Here is a 20,172-nt window from a genome sequence, read left to right on the forward strand (position 1 = left end):
CGCCTACTTGGTGGTGCTGACGCTCGGCGAGGGAGAGTCCGAGACGGGCGCCGGCGCGGTGGCAAGGTGATAGGTGACCACGGAACCGGCGGGGACCTTCTCGCCTGATCCCGGCTCGGAACTGACAAAGGTGCCCTCCTGCTGCGTTCCGTCGCCTTCGACCGGAGCACCCTTCTGCCAGCGCAGCCCGGCCCCCTCGATCGCGCGCTGGACGGCTGCCTCGCTGGCCCCCGTTTCCAGCGTCGGAACGGTAACCTTCTCCGGTCCCTTGGAGTAGCTCACCGTGATGGTTTCACCCGGCTGTACGGGGCCGGAGGGATCGATGTCGATCACCGTGTCGGGGGCGGAGGGGTCCGCGATGGGGTTGCCCTTGACCTGAAGGCCCAGGCCGTTCAGTTCCGCCCGGACATCGTTATAGGGGCGGCCCTTGTAGGCATCCGGAATCAGGTTGATGGCGGCCGGCGTCGACTCGGTTGGCGTGGCCGAGCTGCTGGAGGGGCTGGGGCTCGGGCTCTTGGACGTCGGCGCGGCGCTTGTTGTACTGGCCTTGGCGCTGGAGCTGGTGGCGGCCGGGGACGAGGGGAACAGGATCCCGGCCTGCGACAGGACCACTCCCACCAAGGCAAACAGAACGAGCAGGATCAGGGCGATCAGCGGCCAGGTCCAGGGGCTGCGGCCTTTCCGCCGTGGCTCTTCCTCTTCCGGTTCGTAGCCGTCATAGTCCTCTTCCTCAGGTATCCAGCTGCGTTCCGCGGCCAGCGCATCCGCGCGGGACAGGGCACTGCGTGCGCCGTGTCCGCTTGCCGCGGCGGCCCCGGCCGCCAGCCCGGCTGCGGCACCCGCGCCGGCGGCGCCGATCACCGGCAGCGCCGACGTCGACTTGTCCTCAGCCGCGCTGGCGCCGATGACACCCGTCGCTGCGGTGGGGACGTTCACCGGTGCGGTAATGGGGCCGGTGGCTGCTTCGAAGAGGAGCATGCCCGGAACGGCCGCGTGCGCGGCCGCGATGTCGCCGTTGCGGATGGCATCGGACGCTTCGGCGAGCTTGATCGCATCGGCCGGGCGATTCTTGGGGTCCTTGGCCAGCATCGACATCAGGAGCGCGCGGACCGGCCTGGGCAGGCTGTCCGGCAATGGCGGCGGGGCGTCGTTGACCTGGGCCAGCGCAATCGCAATCTGGGATTCGCCGGAGAACGGACGGTGCCCCGTGAGGCATTCGTAGCCGATCACGCCGAGCGAGTAGATGTCGGAGGCGCCGGTCGCGGTCTGCCCGGTGGCCTGTTCCGGGGCGAGGTACTGGGCCGTGCCCATCACCTGGCCCGTCTGCGTCAGCGGAACCTGGTCGGCCAGCCGCGCGATGCCGAAGTCGGTGACCTTGACCCGGCCGTCCGGGGTGATGAGCAGGTTGCCTGGTTTGATGTCCCGGTGCACCAGGCCCTGGGCGTGGGCGACGGACAAGGCCCGTGCCGTCTGGGAGATCATCGACAGGGTGCGGTCCGGTGAGAGCACCTGCTCATGCTCGATGATGCTGCTGAGCGGCTGTCCGGGAACGAGTTCCATGACGAGGTAGGCGGAGCCTTCTTCCTCGCCGTAGTCAAAAACGTTGGCGATGCCCACGTGGTTCAGCAGGGCGGTGTGCCGCGCTTCGGCCCGGAAACGCTGGAGGAAACCCGGGTCGCCGGTGTATTCCTCCTTGAGGACCTTGATCGCGACGATCCGGCCAAGGATCAGGTCCTTGGCCTTCCAGACTTCTCCCATGCCGCCGATCGCAATGCGTGTGGTCAGCTGGAATCTGCCGCCGAGGGTGATTCCCGATGTAGGCCTCACTTATTCAACACCGCCTCAAAAATCTTCTTCGCGTTCGGACTGGTTAGATTTGCGCCGGTGGTGATGTCCACGCCTTGCATGACAATCGTGACGGCCACTTGCGGGTCATTCGCCGGGGCGAACCCGGTAAACCATGAATTGTTCAGGCCCGTGCCGAGCTCGGCCGTGCCGGTCTTGCCTGCCACCTCGACGCCGGGCACCGCGGCGCCGCGGGCGATGCCTTCGCTGACGACGCTGGTCATCCATTCGCCGATCTGGCGGGCGATTTCCGGGCTCGTGGAGGTCCGGAGTGCCTCGGGCTTGGGCTCGTTGAGAATCCGCAGATCGGGGGACCGCAGGGCCTTGATCAGGTTGGGCTTCATCTGAACGCCGCCGTTCGCGATGGCCGCGGTCATCATGTTGATCTGCAGCGGCGTGGCACGGACATCCCGCTGGCCGATGGCCGACTGCGCCAGTCCGGCGTCGTCCAGCGGCTCGCTCGGGAAAGTGCTCTTTGCCATCTGGAGCTTCAGCTGGTCGCCGAAGTCCTGCCCGAAGCCGAACTTGCTGGCTTGTTCTTCGATCGCCTTCTGGCCCAAGTCGATAGCGATGCTGGCGAACGGGGTGTTGCAGGACTGCTGGAGGGCGAACGCGAACGAGGCGGTGTTCCGGGTGTAGCAGTTGCCGCCGGCGTAGTTCGGCAGCTTGTACTGGATTCCCGGGAACGGCATCTCGGCCGGGTTGGGCAGCACGCTGTCCTTGTTGTACTTGCCGGAACCCAGGGCCGCCGCCGTGTCGATGATCTTGAAAACGGACCCCGGAGCCAGCAGCGCGCCGGTGGGACCGCTCACTGACTGGTTCAGGTTGATGCCCGGGATCTTGTTCAGCTTGGTGATGTTCGCCGCTTCGGCGTCGGAATCCTGGGTGGCCACCAGATTGGGGTCATACGAGGGCTTGGACACCATGGCCAGGATCGCACCGGTCTTCGGGTTGGACACCACGATCGATCCGCGCTGGCCCTCGGGGATCAGGTCATAGGCAAGCTTCTGGATTTTCGGATCCAGGGTCAGCTCGACTGAGGCGCCCTTGGGCTGGTTGCCGAGGAACAGCTGGCCGACCCGGTCCAGGAACAACTGGTCCGAGCTGCCGGCGAGCTGTTCGTTCATGGCCAGTTCCATGCCCGTCAGGCCGTAGTTCTTCGAAAAATAGCCGGTGATGCCGGCGTAGAGCTCCGGCTGCGCGTAGCTGCGCTGGAACTGGCAGCTCTCGCTGCCCGCCACGGACTGCGCCACCGGCTTGCCGCCGACGATGATGGCACCGCGGTCGTTGCAGTAGTTCTGCAGCAAGGTGCGCTTGTTCCACGCGTTGGCTTTGAGTTCATCGGCGCCCACCACCTGGACATAGCTGAGCGCACCGAAGATCAGCGCGAACATCGCGATCGCGGCGATCCAGGAGTTGCGAATGGCCTGGTTCACGGGAGTTTCACCGCCTCGGTGGGAGCGTCTGGACTGGTGCTGGTGCCGCGGGCCGGTGCCGTGGCAGGCTTCGGCGGCATGGCCGGAGTCTCATTCTGCAGCCCAGGATCCTGGCCCGGCGGGAGGGGCGTGGTGTCCACCGGCCCGCGTGCGGTGTGGGAGATCATCAGCAGCAGGCCAACGATGATCCAGTTCGCCAGCAGGGAGGAGCCGCCGGCCGCCAGGAAAGGCGTCGTCAGGCCGGTCAGCGGGATCAGGCGCGTGACGCCGCCGATCACCACGAAGCACTGCAGGGCGATGGCGAAGGACAATCCGGTGGCGAGCAGTTTGCCGAACGCGTCCCGGGTTCCGAGCGCGGCGCGGAAACCGCGGGTGAAGAGCAGCAGATACATCAGCACGATCGCAAAGACGCCGATCAGCCCGAGTTCCTCGCCGAAGGAGGCGACGATCATGTCGCTGTTGGCGAACGGGACGAGGTTGGGGCGGCCCTGGCCGAGGCCGGTGCCGACGAGGCCGCCGTTGGCCATGCCGAAGAGCCCTTCGACGATCTGCCGGCTGCCGCCGAATTCCCGCCCGTAGACCTCCTCGGTGAACGCATTGAGCCAGCCGTCGATCCGCAGTGCCACGTGCGAGAAGACCTTGGACGCCACGAAGCCGCCGGCCACCATCAGGACGACGCCGATGATCACCCAGCTGATCCTGCTGGTGGCGACGTAGATCATCACCAGGAACAGGCCGAAGAACAGGATCGAGGTGCCGAGGTCGCGCTGGAAGATCAGCACGCCAATGCTGACCAGCCAGGCGGTGATCATGGGGCCCATGTCCTTGAACCGGGGGAACTGAAGGGGCCCGATCTTGCGTCCGGCCAGCAGGATGAGGTCCCGGTTGGAGGAAAGGTAGCCGGCGAAGAAGATGGCGAGGGTGATCTTCGCGATTTCGCCGGGTTGGAAGGTCATGGACCCGAGTTTGATCCAGACACTCGCGCCCAGAACCTCGCCGGCGGAGATCCCCGGGACCAGCGGCAGGATCAGCAGCACCGCGCTGACCGCGAGGGAAATGTACGTGAAGCGGCGCAGGATCCGGTGGTCCTTCAGGAACCAGATGACGGCGATGGCCACGGCCATCGCCACCAGGGTCCAGCGCAGCTGGTTGTTGCCGGTGTCTTCCCCGACGCGGTCGAGGCGGTGGATCATTGCCAGGCCAAGGCCGTTAAGCGCGACGACCAGGGGAAGTATTACCGGATCGGCATATTTTGCGCGGATGCGGAGCACCAGATGGAAGGCCAGCGCCGCGGCCGTGAGCAGGCCGGACTGGAACCAGAAATCGGTGTCGAAGGCCTTCTGCCGGTCGACGCCGACGAGGGCGTTGGCACCGATCCCCACCGCGAGGGCAAGGACCAGCAGCACCAGCTCGGCGTTGCGGCGCGGCTTGGGCGTGGGATCGATCGGCGTCATTTGCCCCCCTCGCAGTAACTCGGCGACGGCGAGGGCGTCGGGGTCGGGGAAGCCGATTTGGAACGGGCGGCCGCGCCGGATGTGGCCCGCCCGGTCGCGCTGGCGCTCGGCGTGGGGGAAGGGGTCAGGCACTCGTCGGCCGGCGCCGTCGTGCCGGTGCGCTCAAGGTTCTTGACGATCCGTTGCGCGTCGTAGAGGTCCCGCGCGGGAACGGTCTGGCGTACACGCTGCTGCGAGAACTCTGGCAGGTCAGACATCCGGATATCGGTCACCGTCTCGAGGGTGGAAAGCGGAATGGGGCCCAAGCGCTGGGAAACCCCGTTGAAAATGGCAACTCGCTGATCGTGCTCCCCGATGTAGTACCGGGTCTGCGTCCAGGCATAGCCAAGCCAGAGGCCGATACCCAGCACGGCCACGATCGCCGCGGCGATGGAGATTGTCAGCCAGCGCCGGCGCCTGACCGGCGGTTTGTACTCGTCGGCGTCTTCCCTGTCCGGCTCCGCCTTGTGCGTCAACACCGTTGCGGCCCGGCGGGCCACCGTGCGGCCAGCGATGGAGGGGATGGAGCCGGAGGCCGCGGCGGAGGCCGCCGCGCCGACGAGTTCATGCGGACGGGTTGAGAGTTCCTCACGCAGGACTTCGGCGGACAGGTGCTCGCCGAGATGCGGATCGGTGGAGGGCTCTGGCTCCTTGGCCGGGCCGGCGGCCTCCTCCGGGGTTTTTTCTGATCTGCCGGCCGAGTTGTCGTCTTTGGCGCTCTCGGAAGCCTTGCCGGCATAGGTGCTGCCGGCACTGCCGGCCGGTGGTGCGGCCGGCGGTGCGGTCTTCGATGCCAGTGCTGTCGCGGCGACAACTGCCGGGACGACCTGGACGGCGGCGGTGTTCACGTCGTCGGGCGTCTGTTCCGCGATGTCCACCATGACGACCGTCACGTTGTCCGGGGAGCCGGCCTCCAGGGTGAGGTCTACAAGCTTTTCGGCGCACTCGCGCAGGCTCTTGGTCTCCCGGACCGTGCGCTCAACGACGTGGCCGGCAACGTAGTTCAGCCCGTCGGAGCAGAGCAGCCAGCGTTCCCCGGGTTCGACGTCGAGGACGTCCAGATCGAGTTCCGGGCTGGCGTCGACGTCGCCGAGGACACGCATGAGCACGTTCTTGTGCGGGTGCGTTTCGGCCTCTTCGGGGCGCAGCCGGCCCTCGTCGATGAGCCGCTGGACGAAGGTGTGGTCCACGCTGACCTGCTCGAACTTGCCGTTGCGCAGCCGGTAGGCGCGCGAATCGCCGATGTGCGCGAAGTGGAGCTTGCCTCCGGCCAGCAGCAGCGCGGTCACGGTGGTCCCCATGCCGGCGAGTTTCGGGTTCATGTGCACCAGCTCGGAGAGGAGCGAGTTGGCGGTCTGGATCTCGTCAGCCAGGACGGTGTCGGCCTCGCCGGCCTCCGCGTCGTAGTCATCGCGGTCCAAATGGATCATGTCCAGGACGGTGGCGGCGGATGCCACGTCACCGCCGGCGTGCCCGCCCATGCCGTCCGCGACGACGGCGAGGTGGCGGCCGACGTAGGCGGAGTCATCGTTTTTCGCGCGCACGCGGCCGACGTCGGAGCGCGCGGCGTAGCGCATGATGAGCGGCCGCTTCGGGGCAGTTGCTGCCTTGTCTGCGGGGGATTCGGGGGCAGCCATGGCTACGGCCTCAATTCAATGACCGTCTTGCCGATTCTCACGGGGACACCCAGCTCCACCGGAAGCGCCCGGGTCAGCTGTTGATCTGCCAGATACGTGCCGTTGGTGGAACCGAGGTCCTCGATGAACCAGCGGCTGCCCTGCGGGAACAGGCGTGCGTGCCGGCCGGAGGCGTAGTCGTCCTCCAGGACCAGGGTGGCTTCCTGTGCCCGGCCCAGCAGGATGGGGCTCGCGGCCAACGGAAGGGTGGTGCCTTTCAGCGGGCCTTCGGTGACGACGAGCTGGCGGGCCTGCTGCTTCACCGGGGCCGGGGCAGGTTCGGCCAGTGCAGGGTTCCGGCGCACCTGCCGTGCGGTGGGGGCACCGGCGGCGGCTTTGCGGCCGATCATGAGGTCGCGGCGCATGGCTGAGACGATGCTGAAGATGAGCACCCAGAGCAGGATCAGGAAACCAAAGCGCAGGGCGGTGATGGTCAGTTCACTCACGGGCGGCCGCCCGGGTTGGCGGGCATCAGGCGGAAAATGATTTTGGTCCGTCCCATCGTGATCGTGGCGCCGTCGGAGAGTTCCGAACTGCCCACCACTTTGTGGCCGTTCACGTAGCTGCCGTTCGTTGAGCCCAGGTCGATGGCCTGCGCTGCGCCCTGGCCGGTACGGATCTCCAGGTGTCGGCGCGACACTCCAGTGTCGTCGATCAGGATGTCCGCTTCGGAGGAGCGGCCCAGGACCACCGAGGGTGCATTCAGCGAATACCGCTGGCCGTCGATGTCCAGCACCGGCTGGAGGCGGCCGGGCTGCCGGGTCGGGGCTGCGGGCATGGTGCCCTGGCCGCCGGGCTGGGCGGGGGCTCCACCGGCCTTTTCGGTCCGGGACGTGATTTCGAAATCGCCGGCCCGGCGGTCCTCGTCGCGGCGGAAGCTGATCCGCACCGGACCCTGGAGGGTGTATCCCTGGCTGCGGACGTGGTTGATGACGACGTCGCACAGTTCTTCCGCGAGCGGGGTTCCCCACTCCTGGGCCCGCTGGAAATCGTCGCCGCTGAGCAGGACATCGAAAACGTTGGGTGCAAGGGTGCGTCCCGCGGCGACGGTGAGGGCCTTGTTGTCCACTTCGCGGCGGAGGTGGCTGGCGATCTCGACCGGCTCAACCTGGGCGCGGGAACCGGTGGAGAAGACTCCGCGGACGGCCTTTTCGATGCCGCGCTCGACTTTGTCCAGCAAGCCCATGGTCCTTCTCCTTTCCTGGCAGCTGCGGGGCAGCGTTTGTTCCGGAACTCGGTTTCCAACATTCGCAAGAGTCCGCCGTAACCGGGCACTCCTACATCAGATACTACTGGGCAAGGCTGGGAATGGCCTTAATGCGGCCCGCCGCTGCGGTCGGGATATTTGCGTCTGACCGGCCCTGACGTGCGCGGATGTCCGGGAGCCCACTGCGGGTGGGCTGGCGCCGCGGGGGACTGGGCAGGCGGGTTCCGGGTGCCTTCGTTGCGGCGGTTTGGCGCCCCCGGAGTCCCGATTGGTGTTTTCCCGCAGTTGTCCGTTATGCTTGATCTCGCTGCTTTTACGAGGTTGCTGGTCCGGATTCCGGGCCTCTGCCGGGTGAAAGAAGTTGCGCGCGAGTGGCGGAACGGCAGACGCGCTGGCTTCAGGTGCCAGTGTCCGAAAGGGCGTGGGGGTTCAAATCCCCCCTCGCGCACGCAAATGAAAGAACCCCGGTCTTCGGACCGGGGTTCTTTTTGTTTGATGTCGCGTCTCAGTCAGATTCCGGGCTTCGTTGGGCCGCCCGGCCGGTCCGGCGCCACCGTCCTACCCCCGCAGCGCCCCGAAGCCCGCGATCAGCGCTTCGAGTCCCAGGCCGAAGGCCACGTCCGCCTGGTTCGCGTAGCCCTGCTCGCCCAGGCTGGCGACGGCGGCGGAGAAGTTCGGCGTCTCGGCCGCCAGGCTGCCGGAATCAAAGATGTCCGCCGGTGCCGTCACGTCGTAGGCGGAACCGAAGATGAAGGACTCCAGGGCCACGATTGCCGAGATGATGCGTTCCTGCGGGAACCCTGCCCGGCGGAACCCCGCGCTGACGGCCTCGTACATGGCGAGGGTCTTCGGGGCGTCGGCCACCGGAAGCACCGCAATAACCGGGATCAGCGGGGTGTGCCGCGAGAAGACGTCGCGGTAGCTCCAGGCCCAATCGCGCACCGCCTGGTCCCAAGGCTCGGTCTCGAAGGCCGACACGTCCACGAATGACGTTAGGTGGTCCTGGATGAGGACCAGCACCTCCCGTTTTGAGGACACGTGGTTGTACAGCGCCGACGGCGCCACGTTCAGCGAGCGGGCCAGGGCTGCCATGGTGAAGCCGTCGTAGCCGCTTTTGCGCACCAGTTGCAGGCCGGCCGCGGTGATGCCGTCCTGGTCGAGGACGGCCGAGGGGGGCCTGCCCACCCGGCGGCGCGGTTTGGCGTCGGGTCGGTGCGGATCCGCGGTGGCGCTTTTGGCTGCCGGCATTGCGGGCCTTTCTACTGGGCTGTCCTCTGGACTATTCCACGGATTATTCCACCGGATGCGATCTTGCGCCGGGGTCTTCCCTCTTTCCAACGTTACCGCTATAGTCGTACTAAATGAATGGCATTCATTTAGTGGTTCGCATCACTCCGCGGCCACAGAGAGGACATCATGCTGGAACTTGACCGCGACGTCGTCATCGTTGGAGCCGGGCCGGCCGGGCTGACCGCAGCACGGGAGCTGCAGAAGGCCGGCCTGAGCGTTGCCGTGCTGGAAGCCCGCGACCGGGTGGGCGGCCGCACCTGGACGGACACGATTGACGGCGCCATGCTGGAGATCGGCGGACAGTGGGTTTCGCCGGACCAGACGGCGCTGCTTGAGCTCCTCGATGAGCTCGGCTTGAAGACCTACGACCGCTACCGTGACGGCCAGTCCGTCTACATCGGTGCCGACGGCAAGCGCACGCTGTACACCGGGGACTCCTTCCCGGTCAGTGACACCACTGCCGCTGAGATGGACAAACTGACCGCGCTGCTGGACTCGCTCGCCGCGGAAATCGGCGCCACCGAGCCGTGGGCGCACCCCAAGGCCCGTGAACTGGACACCATCTCCTTCCACCACTGGCTGCGCCAGAACTCCTCCGACGAGGAAGCCTGCAACAACATCGGCCTGTTCATCGCCGGTGGCATGCTGACCAAGCCCGCGCACGCTTTCTCCGCCCTGCAGGCCGTCCTGATGGCGGCTTCGGCGGGTTCCTTCACCCACCTCACCGATGAGGACTTCATCCTGGACAAGCGCGTCGTCGGCGGCATGCAGCAGGTCTCGCTGCTGCAGGCGGCGGAACTCGGCGACGACGTCGTCCTCTCCAGCCCGGTGCGCACGATCAACTGGGAGGAGAGTGGCACCGGACACCGGGTGACCGTAGTGTCGGACCGCGCCACCGTGAACGCCCGCTTCGTGGTCATGGCTGTGCCGCCGAACCTCTACTCCCGGGTCTCCTACAACCCGCCGCTGCCCCGCCGCCAGCACCAGATGCACCAGCACCAGTCCCTCGGCCTGGTCATCAAGGTGCACGCCGTCTACAGCACCCCGTTCTGGCGCGAGGACGGACTGTCCGGCACCTGCTTCGGGGCGGACGCGCTGGTCCAGGAGGTCTACGACAACACCAACCACGAGGACCCCCGCGGCACCCTGGTGGGCTTCGTCTCGGACGAAAAGGCCGACGCCATGTTCGAGCTCAGCGCGGCGGAGCGACGCCGCGCCATCCTTGAATCAATCGCCGGCTTCCTGGGCGAGAAGGCCCTCGAGCCGGAGGTCTACTACGAGTCCGACTGGGGTTCGGAGGAATGGACCCGAGGCGCCTACGCCGCCAGTTATGACCTGGGCGGCCTGCACCGCTACGGCAAGGACCAGCACGCGCCGGTGGGTCCGATCTACTGGGCTTCCTCCGACCTCGCGGCCGAGGGGTACCAGCACGTGGACGGCGCAGTGCGGATGGGGCGCCGGATAGCCGCCCGGATCACCGCCGCGGCCGACCGCATGCCGGCCGCCCGCTAGCCCCCGAATAGCACGTCCCTTCAAATCAATCCTTGTCCCAGAACCCTATCCAAGAAGTCAGAGAGGTCGGCCAGATGCGTTACGTAGTGGGGTATTCCGCCAATGCCAGAGGCCGTGATGCCGTCAATCTGGCCGTCTCCCTGGCCCGCGGCCGTGGAGCGAGCCTGGACCTGGTGGTGGCCATCCCGGATGCCGGAGTGTTCAACGCGGCCCACGCGCCCGCCGCGGGCTATGACAGCTACCTGCACCAGCAGGCGGGGGAATGGCTCGACGAAGCCCTCTCCCTCATCCCGGCGGACGTCCCCGCCAAGGCCCATGTGCGCAGCGGGGAATCCGACGCACAGACCCTCATCGAGGCCTGCGACGAGTTCCAGGCCGACATGCTTATCATCGGGGCCACCAGCAGCGGGCTGTTCAAGCGCTTCACCGTCGGCTCCGTGGCCAGTGCGCTGCTGCACGCTGCAACGGTCCCGGTGGCCCTGGCTCCGCACGGCTACCACCGCCGGGACGCGCTTACCCGCGTCAGCTGCGGGCTCGGCAGCCGTGCCGGCGCCGAGAAGCTGCTGGATTTCGCCGTCTCCATGGCAGTGAACCGGGAGGTGCCGTTGCGCGTCGTGTCGCTGCTGACCCTGGATGCCGGTGACTCGGACGAGGCGGCAGATGCCGCCCGCGAGTACGCCAACAAGCACCTCGCGGCAGCCCTCCCGGCCGCTTCGTCGGGCGCCGCGCCGGCCGCGAAGGCCGACGTCGTGGTGGCCCAGGGCCGCAGCGTCGAAGAGGCCGTGGACCGGCTGGACTGGGAAGACGGCGAGATCCTGCTGATCGGATCAAGCCGCCTCGCCCGGAGCCGCTCCATCTTCCTGGGCGGCACGGCCAACCGCATCCTGCGCGCCCTGCCGGTGCCGATGATCGTGGTCCCCAGCGACTACGAGCTCAAGCACCAGAACCAATCACCGTCGATTGACACCTCCCGAGAGGCACAAGCATGAGCACTGAACACGCGACCGCCAAGGCCGCAGCACACAGCAAGCAGGACCACGGCCTGAGCGAGAAGGGACTGAAGGCCGGATCGGTGGGGCTGATCGGCGCCGTCGTCATCGGCGTCTCCTGCATCGCACCGGCGTACACCCTGACCGCGGCCCTGGGCCCGACGGTTTCCGAGGTCGGCGTCCACCTTCCGGCGATCTTCCTGGTGGGCTTCCTTCCCATGCTGCTGGTGGCCTTCGGGTACCGCGAACTGAACAACGCCATGCCCGACGCCGGCACCTCGTTCACCTGGGCCTCGCGGGCTTTCGGCCCGTGGATCGGCTGGATGGGCGGTTGGGGGCTGATCGCGGCGACCATCATCGTGCTGTCCAATCTGGCCGCCGTCGCCGTGGACTTCTTCTACCTCATGCTGGCCCAGCTTTTCGGCAACCCGGAGCTGGCGGACCTGACCACCAACCTGCCGCTCAACATCGCCACCACGCTGGTCTTCATTGCCCTGGCGTGCTGGATTTCCTACCGGGGCATGGAAACCACCAAGACCGTCCAGTACGTCCTGGTCGCCTTCCAGTTGCTCGTGCTGGGCTGGTTCGCCGTTGCGGCCTTCAGCCACGTGGCGAACGGCACGGCTTTTGACGCCACCGCCATCGCGCCGGACTGGTTCAACCCCTTCGCCGTCGAATCCTTCTCCGCCTTCGCGGCCGGCGTTTCGCTGTCCATCTTCATCTACTGGGGCTGGGACGTCACCCTGACCATGAACGAGGAGACCCGGAACCCGGAGAAGACCCCGGGCCGCGCGGCCACCGTGACGGTGCTGGTCATCGTGATCATCTACATGACCGTCGCGCTGTCCACCCTGGCCTTCGCCGGCGTCGGGACCGAGGGCCTCGGCACCGGCAACCCGGAGAACCAGGGCAGCATCTTCGCGGTCCTCGCCGGACCCGTGATGGGCCCCTTCGCGATCCTGATGTCACTGGCCATCCTGAGCAGCTCGGCCGCATCGCTGCAGTCCACCTTCGTTTCCCCGGCCCGCACCCTCCTGTCGATGGGCCACTACAAGGCGCTGCCGCATAAATTCGGCAAGATCAGCCCCAGCTACAAGTCCCCGAGCTACGCCACCATCGCCTCGGCCGTGGCCGCCGCCGTGTTCTACGTCGTCACCCGGACCCTCTCCGAAAATGCGCTGTGGGACACCATCACGGCCCTCGGCATGATGATCTGCTTCTACTACGGCATCACCGCCCTGGCCTGCGTCTGGTTCTTCCGCGCCCAGGCCTTCAGCGGAGCGCACTCCTTCTTCTTCAAGTTCCTCGCTCCGCTGCTGGGCGGCGTCATCCTGCTGGTGATGTTCTTTAAGACCGCCTACGACTCGATGGACCCGGAGTACGGCTCCGGTTCATCCGTCGGCGGCCTGGGCCTGGTGTTCATCCTCGGGATGGGCGTCATCCTGCTGGGTGCGGTGCTCATGCTGGTGATGGCCAAACTCCGCCCCGAGTTCTTCAAGGGACAGGTCCTGACCCGCGGCAACTGACCAGAAGTAAGCCGGAATCCGGACAGTCGAAGGTCCTCCTTCCACCAGCCCTGCGTGTGCGCCTTGAAAAGTAAGCACACTTATCAATAGGCTGGCGGCAGGAGGACCTTCCTCCGTTGGATCAAGGACGAGGTGAGCGCATGTCGGACGCACAGGACATCAGCAAGGTGACGGACATCATTAACGATTCGCGGATCGGGATGTTCACCACTATCAACGAGCAGGGCGCCCTCGTCAGCCGCCCGCTGGCCGTCCAGGACGTCCAGGACGACGGCGACATGTGGTTCTTCACCTCGGAGGGCACCTCGCAGGTGGCACACGTCAAGGCCAACCCCGCGGTCAATGTGTCCTTCGGCAAGGGCACCGAGTGGGTGTCGGTGGCCGGTACGGCGGAAGTGGTCACGGACCGGCAGGCCATCCGCGACCGCTGGAACCAGGCTGTAGAGGCATGGTTCCCGGACGGGCCGGACACCCCCGAGGTGGTACTGCTGCGCGTGGACTCCGATTCGGCCGAGTACTGGACCAGCCCGGGCGGAACGGCCGCGACTGTGCTGCAGTGGGTGAAGTCGAAGGTCACCAACAGCCGGATGAGCGTCGGCGAAAGCGGTACGGTCGAACTCTAGGCCGGCCCGGCCGGCGGCGCTGCTCAGCCGATCATCTCAGTCGATGATCTTGAGCGCCGTCCCCCAATTGAAGGATTCATAGGCAGGGTTCAGCTGCAGGCCGATCACCAGCAGCTGCATCCCCTCCAGTTCGCGGGCGTGCCGCAACGCCCCGACCTGGAGGGGCCGGAGTCCTGCCGCGGCGACAAAGGCCGCCACCTCATTGCGGGCCGCCTCTGAGTCGGAGGCGATAAAGACATCCAGCGCCATGCCCTTCGCCGAGCCCTCCGCCAAGGTGCCCGCGAACGTCGTGTTGAAGGCCTTCACCACCCGGGCTCCGGGCAGTAGCCGGGCGATCTCTTCCGCCGCCGAGGTCCCCGGTTCGACCTCCAGCGAGTCCCCGGTTTCCATATTGACCGGGTTGCTGATCTCGATCACCGTCTTGCCGCTGAGCGTGTCGCCGTAGTGGGTTGCGACTTCCTTGGCCGGTTCGAAGTAGAGGGCCAGGACCACAATGTCGCCCTCGGGCACATCGCCGAGGCCGCCCGACGTCGTAGCCGGACCCAGCTCCGCCGCAAGCTTGGCGGCGTTGTCCGGACTCCGGTCCAGGACCTGGACGGAGCGTCCGGCCGCGACCGCCCTCAGGCCAATCGCCCGGGCCATGTTGCCGCTGCCGATAATCGTGACGTCAGTCATCGTGCCCCTTCAGTGGAAACCCGCAACGCGCCGGCGGCGCGCTCTGCCTCCGCCAGTGCCTGTTCCAGCCGGTCGACGGCGGTGCTGTAGCCGCCGGGTGCCTGGCCGTCCGGGCCGGATCCGTGGCGCAACCGCTCGGCCGCCTTCATCGCCTTCAGCATCGCGGCGGTTTCCGGCCGGGCCGGATCGCTCATGGCCGGGAAATCGATGCAGAATGCGGGGTCCAGTTCGTAGCGCTGCCACCGTGCGAGGACCGCGCGGTGCCGGACGGCCGCGGCTGCATCGGCGGCTGCGGCGCCCCGGGCGGTACGCCTTGCTTCCTGCCAGCGGAACAGCCTAGGCGTCCAGCGGTAGCTGGCAGCAGCAGTCATAACGGCCACGGCTGCGAGCATGAGCCCGGTCCACGGGGAAACCAGCGATGGCAGGAGCACAGCGGGGGCGACGACCGCGATCCCTGCGAAGCCGTCCCAGAACACGGCGTCCGGTAGCCCGCCGTCGGACGCCCGGTGCTTCCGGACGAGGTAGACCGTGCCGGCCACCGCGGCCGCGACGAGGAGGGCAAGGGACGCGAACTGCCACGCCCCCAGCGGGGCGGAGCCTGATAGTGACGGCATGGCGCACCTCCTGCGGAACCCGTCCCGGGCGGGTGCAGTTCCGCTGCTTCCATTGGAATCCATCCCGCGCAGGCCGTCAATGGCCGGTTCCCACGCGGTTCCCACCCGGGTGCGTCCCGGGTAGCCTAGGGCCCATGCGACTGAAGATGTGCAGTATCCACGTCAAGGACCCGGCGGCGGCCCACGAGTTCTATACCGGAATCCTGGGGTTCGAAACGCTCATGGCGCTGCCGGAACAGAACCTTTACATCATCAAGGACCCCGGCGGCGGAGAGTCCGCGGGGCTGTTGCTGGAGCCCAGCGACAACCCTATCGGCGCCGCGTATATGAATGCGGTTCACGACGCCGGTCTGCCCGCGATCGTGCTCGGCGTACCGGACGTGCGGGCGGAGTACGAGCGGCTGACGGCCAAGGGTGTCATCTTCCAGGCGGAACCTTCAGACGGACCCTGGGGTACGAGCGTGGTGCTCGACGACGGCTGCGGGAACTACGTCCAGCTGCACCAGGACTAAGCGACGGCAGCGCCGTTTCGACGGTTGTCTGCCGGCAGCGCGGTTAGCGGCGTCGAGCGGGCGCGGAACCGTCGAAACGGCAGCGGCTACTCGGCCTTGGCGCGGGCCTTCTTGGCGTCCTTCTTGGCAGCCTCGTCCTTGACGCGCTGGGCTTCGGCGCGGACCGCGGCGTGGGTGGCGCGCTCGGCGACCAGCCAGGCCGGGGGGGCCTGCAGCAGCGCGGTGATTTCCGCCGTCGTCAGCGCCTCCTCGACGCCGCCGCGGGCGAGGCCGCTGATGGAGACGTTGAGTTTCTGCGCGACGACGGGGCGCGGGTGCGGACCGGTGCGGCGCAGTTCGGCGAGCCACTCCGGCGGATTGGCCTGGAGCTCGGCGAAATCAGCGCGGGTGATAACCGAATCCTGGAACTCCTGGGGTGTAGCGGGCAGGTAGATGCCAAGCTTCTTGGCAACGGTGGCCGGCTTCATGGACTGGGAGTTTGCAGAGGTCATGCTTCAAGGGTATCCGGCGGGGCGCCCGCAGGGCACCAACGCAGCATCAAAGCAGGACCAAAGCGGCACCAATGCAGCAACCAGCGGCCGCCGGGGCGGGAGCATCCTGCGGCACTGACGGTACTGTGAACCTGTGCCCGCAGAAGAAGAAACAGCCCAGCCCCACGACGAATCGGTACCCGAGAGCCGGGAACTGAGGTTCGCGTATGTTGCCGGCGTGACTCCCGGTAAATGGATCCGACGGTGGGAAGAGCGGATGCCCGATGTTCCGCTGCACTCGTTCATGTCCGACGACGGCGCCCAGCTCGCGGTGCTGCGCGACGGCTCGGCGGACCTGAGCTTCGTCCGCCTGCCGGTGGAGCGCGAGGGCCTGAGCGTCATCCCGCTCTACGAAGAGCAACCCGTGGTGGTGGCGCCGAAGGGCCATGAGATCTCCGTGTTCGAGGAGGTCGCGCTGGCTGACCTGGCCGCCGAGACGTTCCTCGATGTGGCTGCCCTTGGCGGACCCGAACAGGCGCTGCAGGTGGTGGCCACCGGGGCCGGGCTGGCCATCCTGCCGATGTCTGTGGCGCGGCACTTCAACGTCAAGGACACCGTGGCCCGGAAGCTTACCGGCGCGCCAACGACCGAGATCGCCCTGGCCTGGCCCAGCGATTCAACGGATGCGGTGATCGAGGAGTTCATCGGGATCGTCCGCGGCCGCACTGCGGCCAGCTCCCGGCAGCCCTCGGCCCAGCAGGAGAAACCCAAGCGCGAGCCGAAGCCGGACCGGCGCGGGCCCGCCGTCAAGAAACCCAAGGTGGCGCAACGGTACGCGCCGAACCCGGACAAGGGCCGCGGCAAAGGGTCCCGGAAAAAGGGAAAGCGCTAGCCAGTCCACCCAGCTGGCTCGCAACAACTGCCAGCTACTCGGCGCAGGCGTCCTGTAGGGCCTTGACCGAATCGGCCGGCACCTGGTCGCCCGAATCCGCGATCTGCTTCAGCGGGGTGGTGATCTCCGCAGGCACTCCGGCGCCCTGGGCACCGGCCACCAGGCCGCCAAGGGCCTTCTTGTCTTGGACGCTGACCAGGCCGTCCGCCACGAGGGAGCAGGCCTGCTTCTTGATCTCGCTGCCGGCCGCGGTCGCGACCTGGGAAGCGCCGTCGTTGACGGCCTTCTCGGCGGCCTGCTGCACCTGGCCGCAGCCGGTCAGGACAACCACGAGGACGGCAAGGGAAACAGCGGCGAGGGGACGTTTCATGTTTTCAGCCTAGCAAGCCGCCGGTGCCGGACCTGGTGACCGGCATTCGTCCGTGAAGATCGGCCCGCGACGCGGAAAATTCCTGCCGACCCCGGAATTCGGGGGTCGCCAGGAATTTTGCGCGACGACGGATCAGGGGGTGGGGACGGTCGCGGTCCGGGCAGGTTCCTCAGCGGCGCCGGCGGGACGTGCCGCGGGGGGAGCGGCAGTCTCGGTGGCCGGGGGAGTGGTGTTGCGCTTGAAGCGGTTCCCCAGGACGCTGCCCCCGCCGCCGCGGTTCTTGTTGAAGATGTCGAAGCCGACGGCGATCAGCAGCACCAGGCCCTTGATGAGCTGCTGGTAGTCGGTGCCGAGGCCCAGGATGGACATGCCGTTGTTGAGCACACCCATGATGAGGCCACCGATCATGGCGCCCGCCACGGTGCCGATGCCGCCCGTGACCGCGGCGCCGCCGATGAAGGCCGCCGCGATGGAATCCAGCTCGAAGCCGGTGCCGCCGGCAGGCTGCGCGGAGTTGAGCCGCGCGGTGAACACCAGGCCGGCCAGCGCGGCGAGGACGCCCATGTTCACGAACAGGCGGAAGGTGACGGCCTTGGTCTTGATGCCGGACAGCTCCGCGGCGTGCAGGTTCCCGCCGATCGCGTAGGTGTGGCGGCCGAAAACGCTGTTGTTCATCAGGGCGCTGTAGACGATCACGAGGACCGCGAGCACGATCAGGACAATCGGGGTGCCGCGGTAGCTGGCCAGCAGGAAGGTGATGACCAGCATGAGCAGCGCAATGAACGCGGTCTTAATCACGAACCAGGTCATGGGCTCGTTCTCCAGCTCAAACTTCGCGCGGATCCTGCGTTCCTTGATGGACTGGATCAACAGGGCCAGCGTGGCTCCGACGCCCAGGATGACGGTGAGCCATTCCAGCACCGAGGTCCCGCCGGAGATGTCGGGAAGGAATCCGCCGCCGAGGGCGCGCAGCTCCGCCGGGAACGGGGTGATCTGCTGGTTCTTGAGCGTGATCAGGGTCAGGCCGCGGAAGATCAGCATGCCGGCGAGGGTGACGATGAATGCGGGGATGCCGACGTAGGCAATCCAATAGCCCTGCCACGCGCCGACCAGCGCGCCGACCAGGAGGCAGGCCGGGATGGCCGCCCACCAGGGCCAGCCCCAGTGCACGATCATGACGCCGGCGACGGCGCCGATGAAGCCGGCGACGGAGCCCACGGACAGGTCGATGTGGCCGGCGATGATGACCATCACCATGCCGATCGCGAGGATCAGGATGTAGCTGTTTTGAACGACGAGGTTGGTGACGTTTTGGGGCTCCAGCAGGATGCCGTCGGTCAGGACCTGGAACAGCAGGACGATCAGGATCAGGGCGACGAAGATGCCAACCTGGCGGAGGCGGCTGGTCAGGAAGCCGAGGGATTCTCGTAGGGCGGACATGTTCGCTATTCCTTCTCTTGGGTCATGTAGTGCATGAGGGTTTCCTGGGATGCCTCGGCGATGGGCACCTCGCCGGTGACATGGCCCGCGGACAGGGTGTAGATCCTGTCGCAGATGCCCAGCAGCTCCGGCAGCTCGGAGGAGATGACGATGACCGCCTTACCCTCGGCGGCCAGCTTGGCGATGATCGTGTAGATCTCGAACTTGGCGCCCACGTCGATTCCGCGGGTGGGCTCGTCGAGGATGAGCACATCCGGATCGGAAAACATCCACTTGCTCAGCACGACCTTCTGCTGGTTGCCACCGGAAAGCTTCCCGGTGATGGCCGCCACGGAAGGGGCCTTGATGTTCATGCTCTTCCGGTAGCCGTTGGCCACCAGGGTTTCCTTGTTCTTGTCCACCCAGCCGCCCTTGGCAAGCTTGCGCAGCGCGGCCATGGAAATGTTGCGCTTGATGTCCTCGATGAGGTTCAGGCCATAGAGCTTGCGGTCCTCGGTGGCGTAGGCGAGGCCGTGTTTGATGGCCTCGGCAACGGTGGAGGTGTTGATCTCCTTGCCGTGCTTGAACACCTTCCCGGACGTCGCGGTGCCGTAGGAGCGGCCGAAGACGCTCATGGCCAGCTCCGTCCGGCCGGCACCCATGAGGCCGGCCAGTCCCACCACTTCACCCCTGCGGACATTGAGGCTGGCGTTGTTGACCACCATGCGGCTGTGGTCCTGCGGGTGCCGGACAGACCAGTCTTCGATCCGGAGGACTTCCTCGCCGATCACGGGCTCACGCTCCGGGTACAGGCTTTCCAGGTCGCGGCCCACCATCCCGCGGATAATGCGCTCCTGGGTGACGCTGCCTTCGTCGAGGCGGAGGGTCTCGATGGTCTTGCCGTCCCGGATGATCGTGACGGCGTCCGCAACCTTGCGGATCTCGTTGAGCTTGTGGCTGATGATGATGCTGGTGACGCCCTGGCCCTTGAGGTGCAGGATCAGGTCCAGCAGGTGGCCCGAATCTTCGTCGTTTAGGGCCGCCGTCGGCTCATCGAGGATGAGGAGCTTGACCTTCTTGGAGAGCGCCTTGGCGATTTCGACCAGCTGCTGCTTGCCGACGCTGATCTGCTGGACCGGGGTGACGGGATTCTCGCTCAGGCCCACCCGGGCCAGCAGCTTGGCGGCCTCGAGGTTGGTCTTGCGCCAGTCCACCCAGCCGTTCGTGGCCTGTTCGTTGCCGAGGTAGATGTTCTCGGCGATGGACAGGTACGGGCTGAGCGCCAATTCCTGGTGGATGATGACGATGCCGCGCTCTTCGCTGTCCGAGATGTCGGAGAAATTGCAGGGTTCGTTTTCGAAGAGGATCTCACCGTCGAAGGAGCTGTGCGGGTAGACGCCGGACAGCACCTTCATGAGGGTGGACTTGCCGGCGCCGTTTTCGCCGCAAATCGCGTGGACCTCGCCGCGGTTCACCTCCAGGGTGACGTCCTGCAGGGCCTTCACGCCCGGGAAGGTCTTGGTGATTCCTCGCATTTGAAGAATGGGTGTTTTCATCGTCAATTCCCACTGACTGGTCGAAACTGGACCGCTCTGCGGTTAATAAGGGGCCTCTGCACAGCGG

19 protein-coding genes and 1 tRNA gene are annotated in these 20,172 nt (G+C 66.8%); 7 read left to right on the top strand and 13 right to left on the bottom strand.

What is annotated here, in order from left to right; all coding sequences use genetic code 11:
* Positions 1–3 precede the first annotated feature (3 nt).
* Genes AC1DH3_RS14300 through AC1DH3_RS14325 form a run of 6 tightly spaced genes read right to left on the bottom strand, consistent with a single transcriptional unit; the run spans position 4 to position 7,636 of the window.
* Entirely contained in the window at positions 4–1,827 is a 1,824-nt protein-coding gene (locus AC1DH3_RS14300; protein WP_441419117.1) for a protein kinase domain-containing protein, read from the bottom strand.
* Positions 1,824–3,281, bottom strand: coding sequence for a peptidoglycan D,D-transpeptidase FtsI family protein (locus AC1DH3_RS14305; protein WP_476909592.1), 1,458 nt, complete (start codon positions 3,279–3,281; stop codon positions 1,824–1,826). The genes AC1DH3_RS14300 and AC1DH3_RS14305 overlap by 4 nt, the downstream gene beginning before the upstream one ends.
* Positions 3,278–4,735 carry an FtsW/RodA/SpoVE family cell cycle protein gene (locus AC1DH3_RS14310; protein ID WP_476893468.1) on the bottom strand — a complete coding sequence of 486 codons (1,458 nt, stop codon included), beginning with the start codon at positions 4,733–4,735 and terminating at the stop codon, positions 3,278–3,280. Before AC1DH3_RS14310 ends, AC1DH3_RS14305 begins: the two co-directional genes overlap by 4 nt.
* Positions 4,732–6,411 carry a PP2C family protein-serine/threonine phosphatase gene (locus AC1DH3_RS14315; RefSeq protein ID WP_476909593.1) on the bottom strand — a complete coding sequence of 560 codons (1,680 nt, stop codon included), beginning with the start codon at positions 6,409–6,411 and terminating at the stop codon, positions 4,732–4,734. Before AC1DH3_RS14315 ends, AC1DH3_RS14310 begins: the two co-directional genes overlap by 4 nt.
* 2 nt (positions 6,412–6,413) lie before the next feature.
* A complete protein-coding gene (locus AC1DH3_RS14320; protein WP_056736728.1) occupies positions 6,414–6,896 on the bottom strand; it encodes an FHA domain-containing protein FhaB/FipA in 483 nt (160 codons plus the stop codon).
* Positions 6,893–7,636, bottom strand: a complete 744-nt coding sequence (locus tag AC1DH3_RS14325; protein ID WP_476909594.1) for an FhaA domain-containing protein — start codon at positions 7,634–7,636, stop codon at positions 6,893–6,895. The genes AC1DH3_RS14320 and AC1DH3_RS14325 overlap by 4 nt, the downstream gene beginning before the upstream one ends.
* A 386-nt stretch (positions 7,637–8,022) precedes the next feature.
* On the opposite strand from AC1DH3_RS14325, the gene AC1DH3_RS14330 reads away from it, so the two are divergent.
* Positions 8,023–8,105, top strand: a tRNA-Leu gene (locus tag AC1DH3_RS14330).
* 110 nt (positions 8,106–8,215) lie between these two features.
* On the opposite strand, the gene AC1DH3_RS14335 is transcribed toward AC1DH3_RS14330, so the two are convergent.
* Positions 8,216–8,905 carry a TetR/AcrR family transcriptional regulator gene (locus tag AC1DH3_RS14335; protein ID WP_441419112.1) on the bottom strand — a complete coding sequence of 230 codons (690 nt, stop codon included), beginning with the start codon at positions 8,903–8,905 and terminating at the stop codon, positions 8,216–8,218.
* A gap of 168 nt (positions 8,906–9,073) precedes the next feature.
* Between AC1DH3_RS14335 and AC1DH3_RS14340 the strand changes: the two genes are divergently transcribed.
* From AC1DH3_RS14340 to AC1DH3_RS14355, 4 genes are all read left to right on the top strand, one after another.
* Entirely contained in the window at positions 9,074–10,459 is a 1,386-nt protein-coding gene (locus tag AC1DH3_RS14340; RefSeq protein ID WP_476893466.1) for a flavin monoamine oxidase family protein, read from the top strand.
* 74 nt (positions 10,460–10,533) lie between these two features.
* Positions 10,534–11,448: a universal stress protein gene (locus AC1DH3_RS14345; RefSeq protein WP_476909595.1), complete on the top strand. Its 915-nt coding sequence runs from the start codon at positions 10,534–10,536 to the stop codon at positions 11,446–11,448.
* A complete protein-coding gene (locus AC1DH3_RS14350; protein ID WP_441419109.1) occupies positions 11,445–12,974 on the top strand; it encodes an APC family permease in 1,530 nt (509 codons plus the stop codon). Before AC1DH3_RS14345 ends, AC1DH3_RS14350 begins: the two co-directional genes overlap by 4 nt.
* A 140-nt stretch (positions 12,975–13,114) precedes the next feature.
* Positions 13,115–13,597, top strand: a complete 483-nt coding sequence (locus AC1DH3_RS14355; protein ID WP_441419108.1) for a pyridoxamine 5'-phosphate oxidase family protein — start codon at positions 13,115–13,117, stop codon at positions 13,595–13,597.
* 36 nt (positions 13,598–13,633) lie between these two features.
* Here the strand turns inward: AC1DH3_RS14355 and AC1DH3_RS14360 are convergent, their stop codons facing one another.
* Positions 13,634–14,272 carry an NADPH-dependent F420 reductase gene (locus AC1DH3_RS14360; protein WP_476893464.1) on the bottom strand — a complete coding sequence of 213 codons (639 nt, stop codon included), beginning with the start codon at positions 14,270–14,272 and terminating at the stop codon, positions 13,634–13,636.
* Positions 14,269–14,886 carry a hypothetical protein gene (locus AC1DH3_RS14365; RefSeq protein ID WP_476909596.1) on the bottom strand — a complete coding sequence of 206 codons (618 nt, stop codon included), beginning with the start codon at positions 14,884–14,886 and terminating at the stop codon, positions 14,269–14,271. Before AC1DH3_RS14365 ends, AC1DH3_RS14360 begins: the two co-directional genes overlap by 4 nt.
* 134 nt (positions 14,887–15,020) lie before the next feature.
* Here AC1DH3_RS14365 and AC1DH3_RS14370 point away from each other — a divergent pair, with 134 nt between their 5' ends.
* Entirely contained in the window at positions 15,021–15,398 is a 378-nt protein-coding gene (locus tag AC1DH3_RS14370) for a VOC family protein (RefSeq protein WP_441419105.1), read from the top strand.
* An 86-nt stretch (positions 15,399–15,484) separates the two neighbouring features.
* Here AC1DH3_RS14370 and AC1DH3_RS14375 read toward each other — a convergent pair whose 3' ends face one another.
* Positions 15,485–15,889, bottom strand: a complete 405-nt coding sequence (locus AC1DH3_RS14375; RefSeq protein ID WP_138767873.1) for a DUF5997 family protein — start codon at positions 15,887–15,889, stop codon at positions 15,485–15,487.
* Positions 15,890–16,022: 133 nt separating this feature from the next.
* On the opposite strand from AC1DH3_RS14375, the gene AC1DH3_RS14380 reads away from it, so the two are divergent.
* Positions 16,023–16,760: a LysR family substrate-binding domain-containing protein gene (locus tag AC1DH3_RS14380; protein ID WP_476909597.1), complete on the top strand. Its 738-nt coding sequence runs from the start codon at positions 16,023–16,025 to the stop codon at positions 16,758–16,760.
* Positions 16,761–16,794: 34 nt separating this feature from the next.
* On the opposite strand, the gene AC1DH3_RS14385 is transcribed toward AC1DH3_RS14380, so the two are convergent.
* From AC1DH3_RS14385 to mmsA, 3 genes are all read right to left on the bottom strand, one after another.
* Complete coding sequence (locus AC1DH3_RS14385; protein ID WP_476909598.1) at positions 16,795–17,130, bottom strand: hypothetical protein; 336 nt, start codon at positions 17,128–17,130, stop codon at positions 16,795–16,797.
* Positions 17,131–17,262: 132 nt separating this feature from the next.
* On the bottom strand, positions 17,263–18,570 hold the full coding sequence (mmsB, locus tag AC1DH3_RS14390; protein WP_441419102.1) for a multiple monosaccharide ABC transporter permease: 1,308 nt from the start codon (positions 18,568–18,570) through the stop codon (positions 17,263–17,265).
* Positions 18,571–18,575: 5 nt separating this feature from the next.
* Entirely contained in the window at positions 18,576–20,105 is a 1,530-nt protein-coding gene (gene mmsA / locus AC1DH3_RS14395) for a multiple monosaccharide ABC transporter ATP-binding protein (RefSeq protein WP_441419101.1), read from the bottom strand.
* Positions 20,106–20,172: the final 67 nt, after the last annotated feature.

The organism is Arthrobacter sp. 05L428, assembly GCF_056397665.1.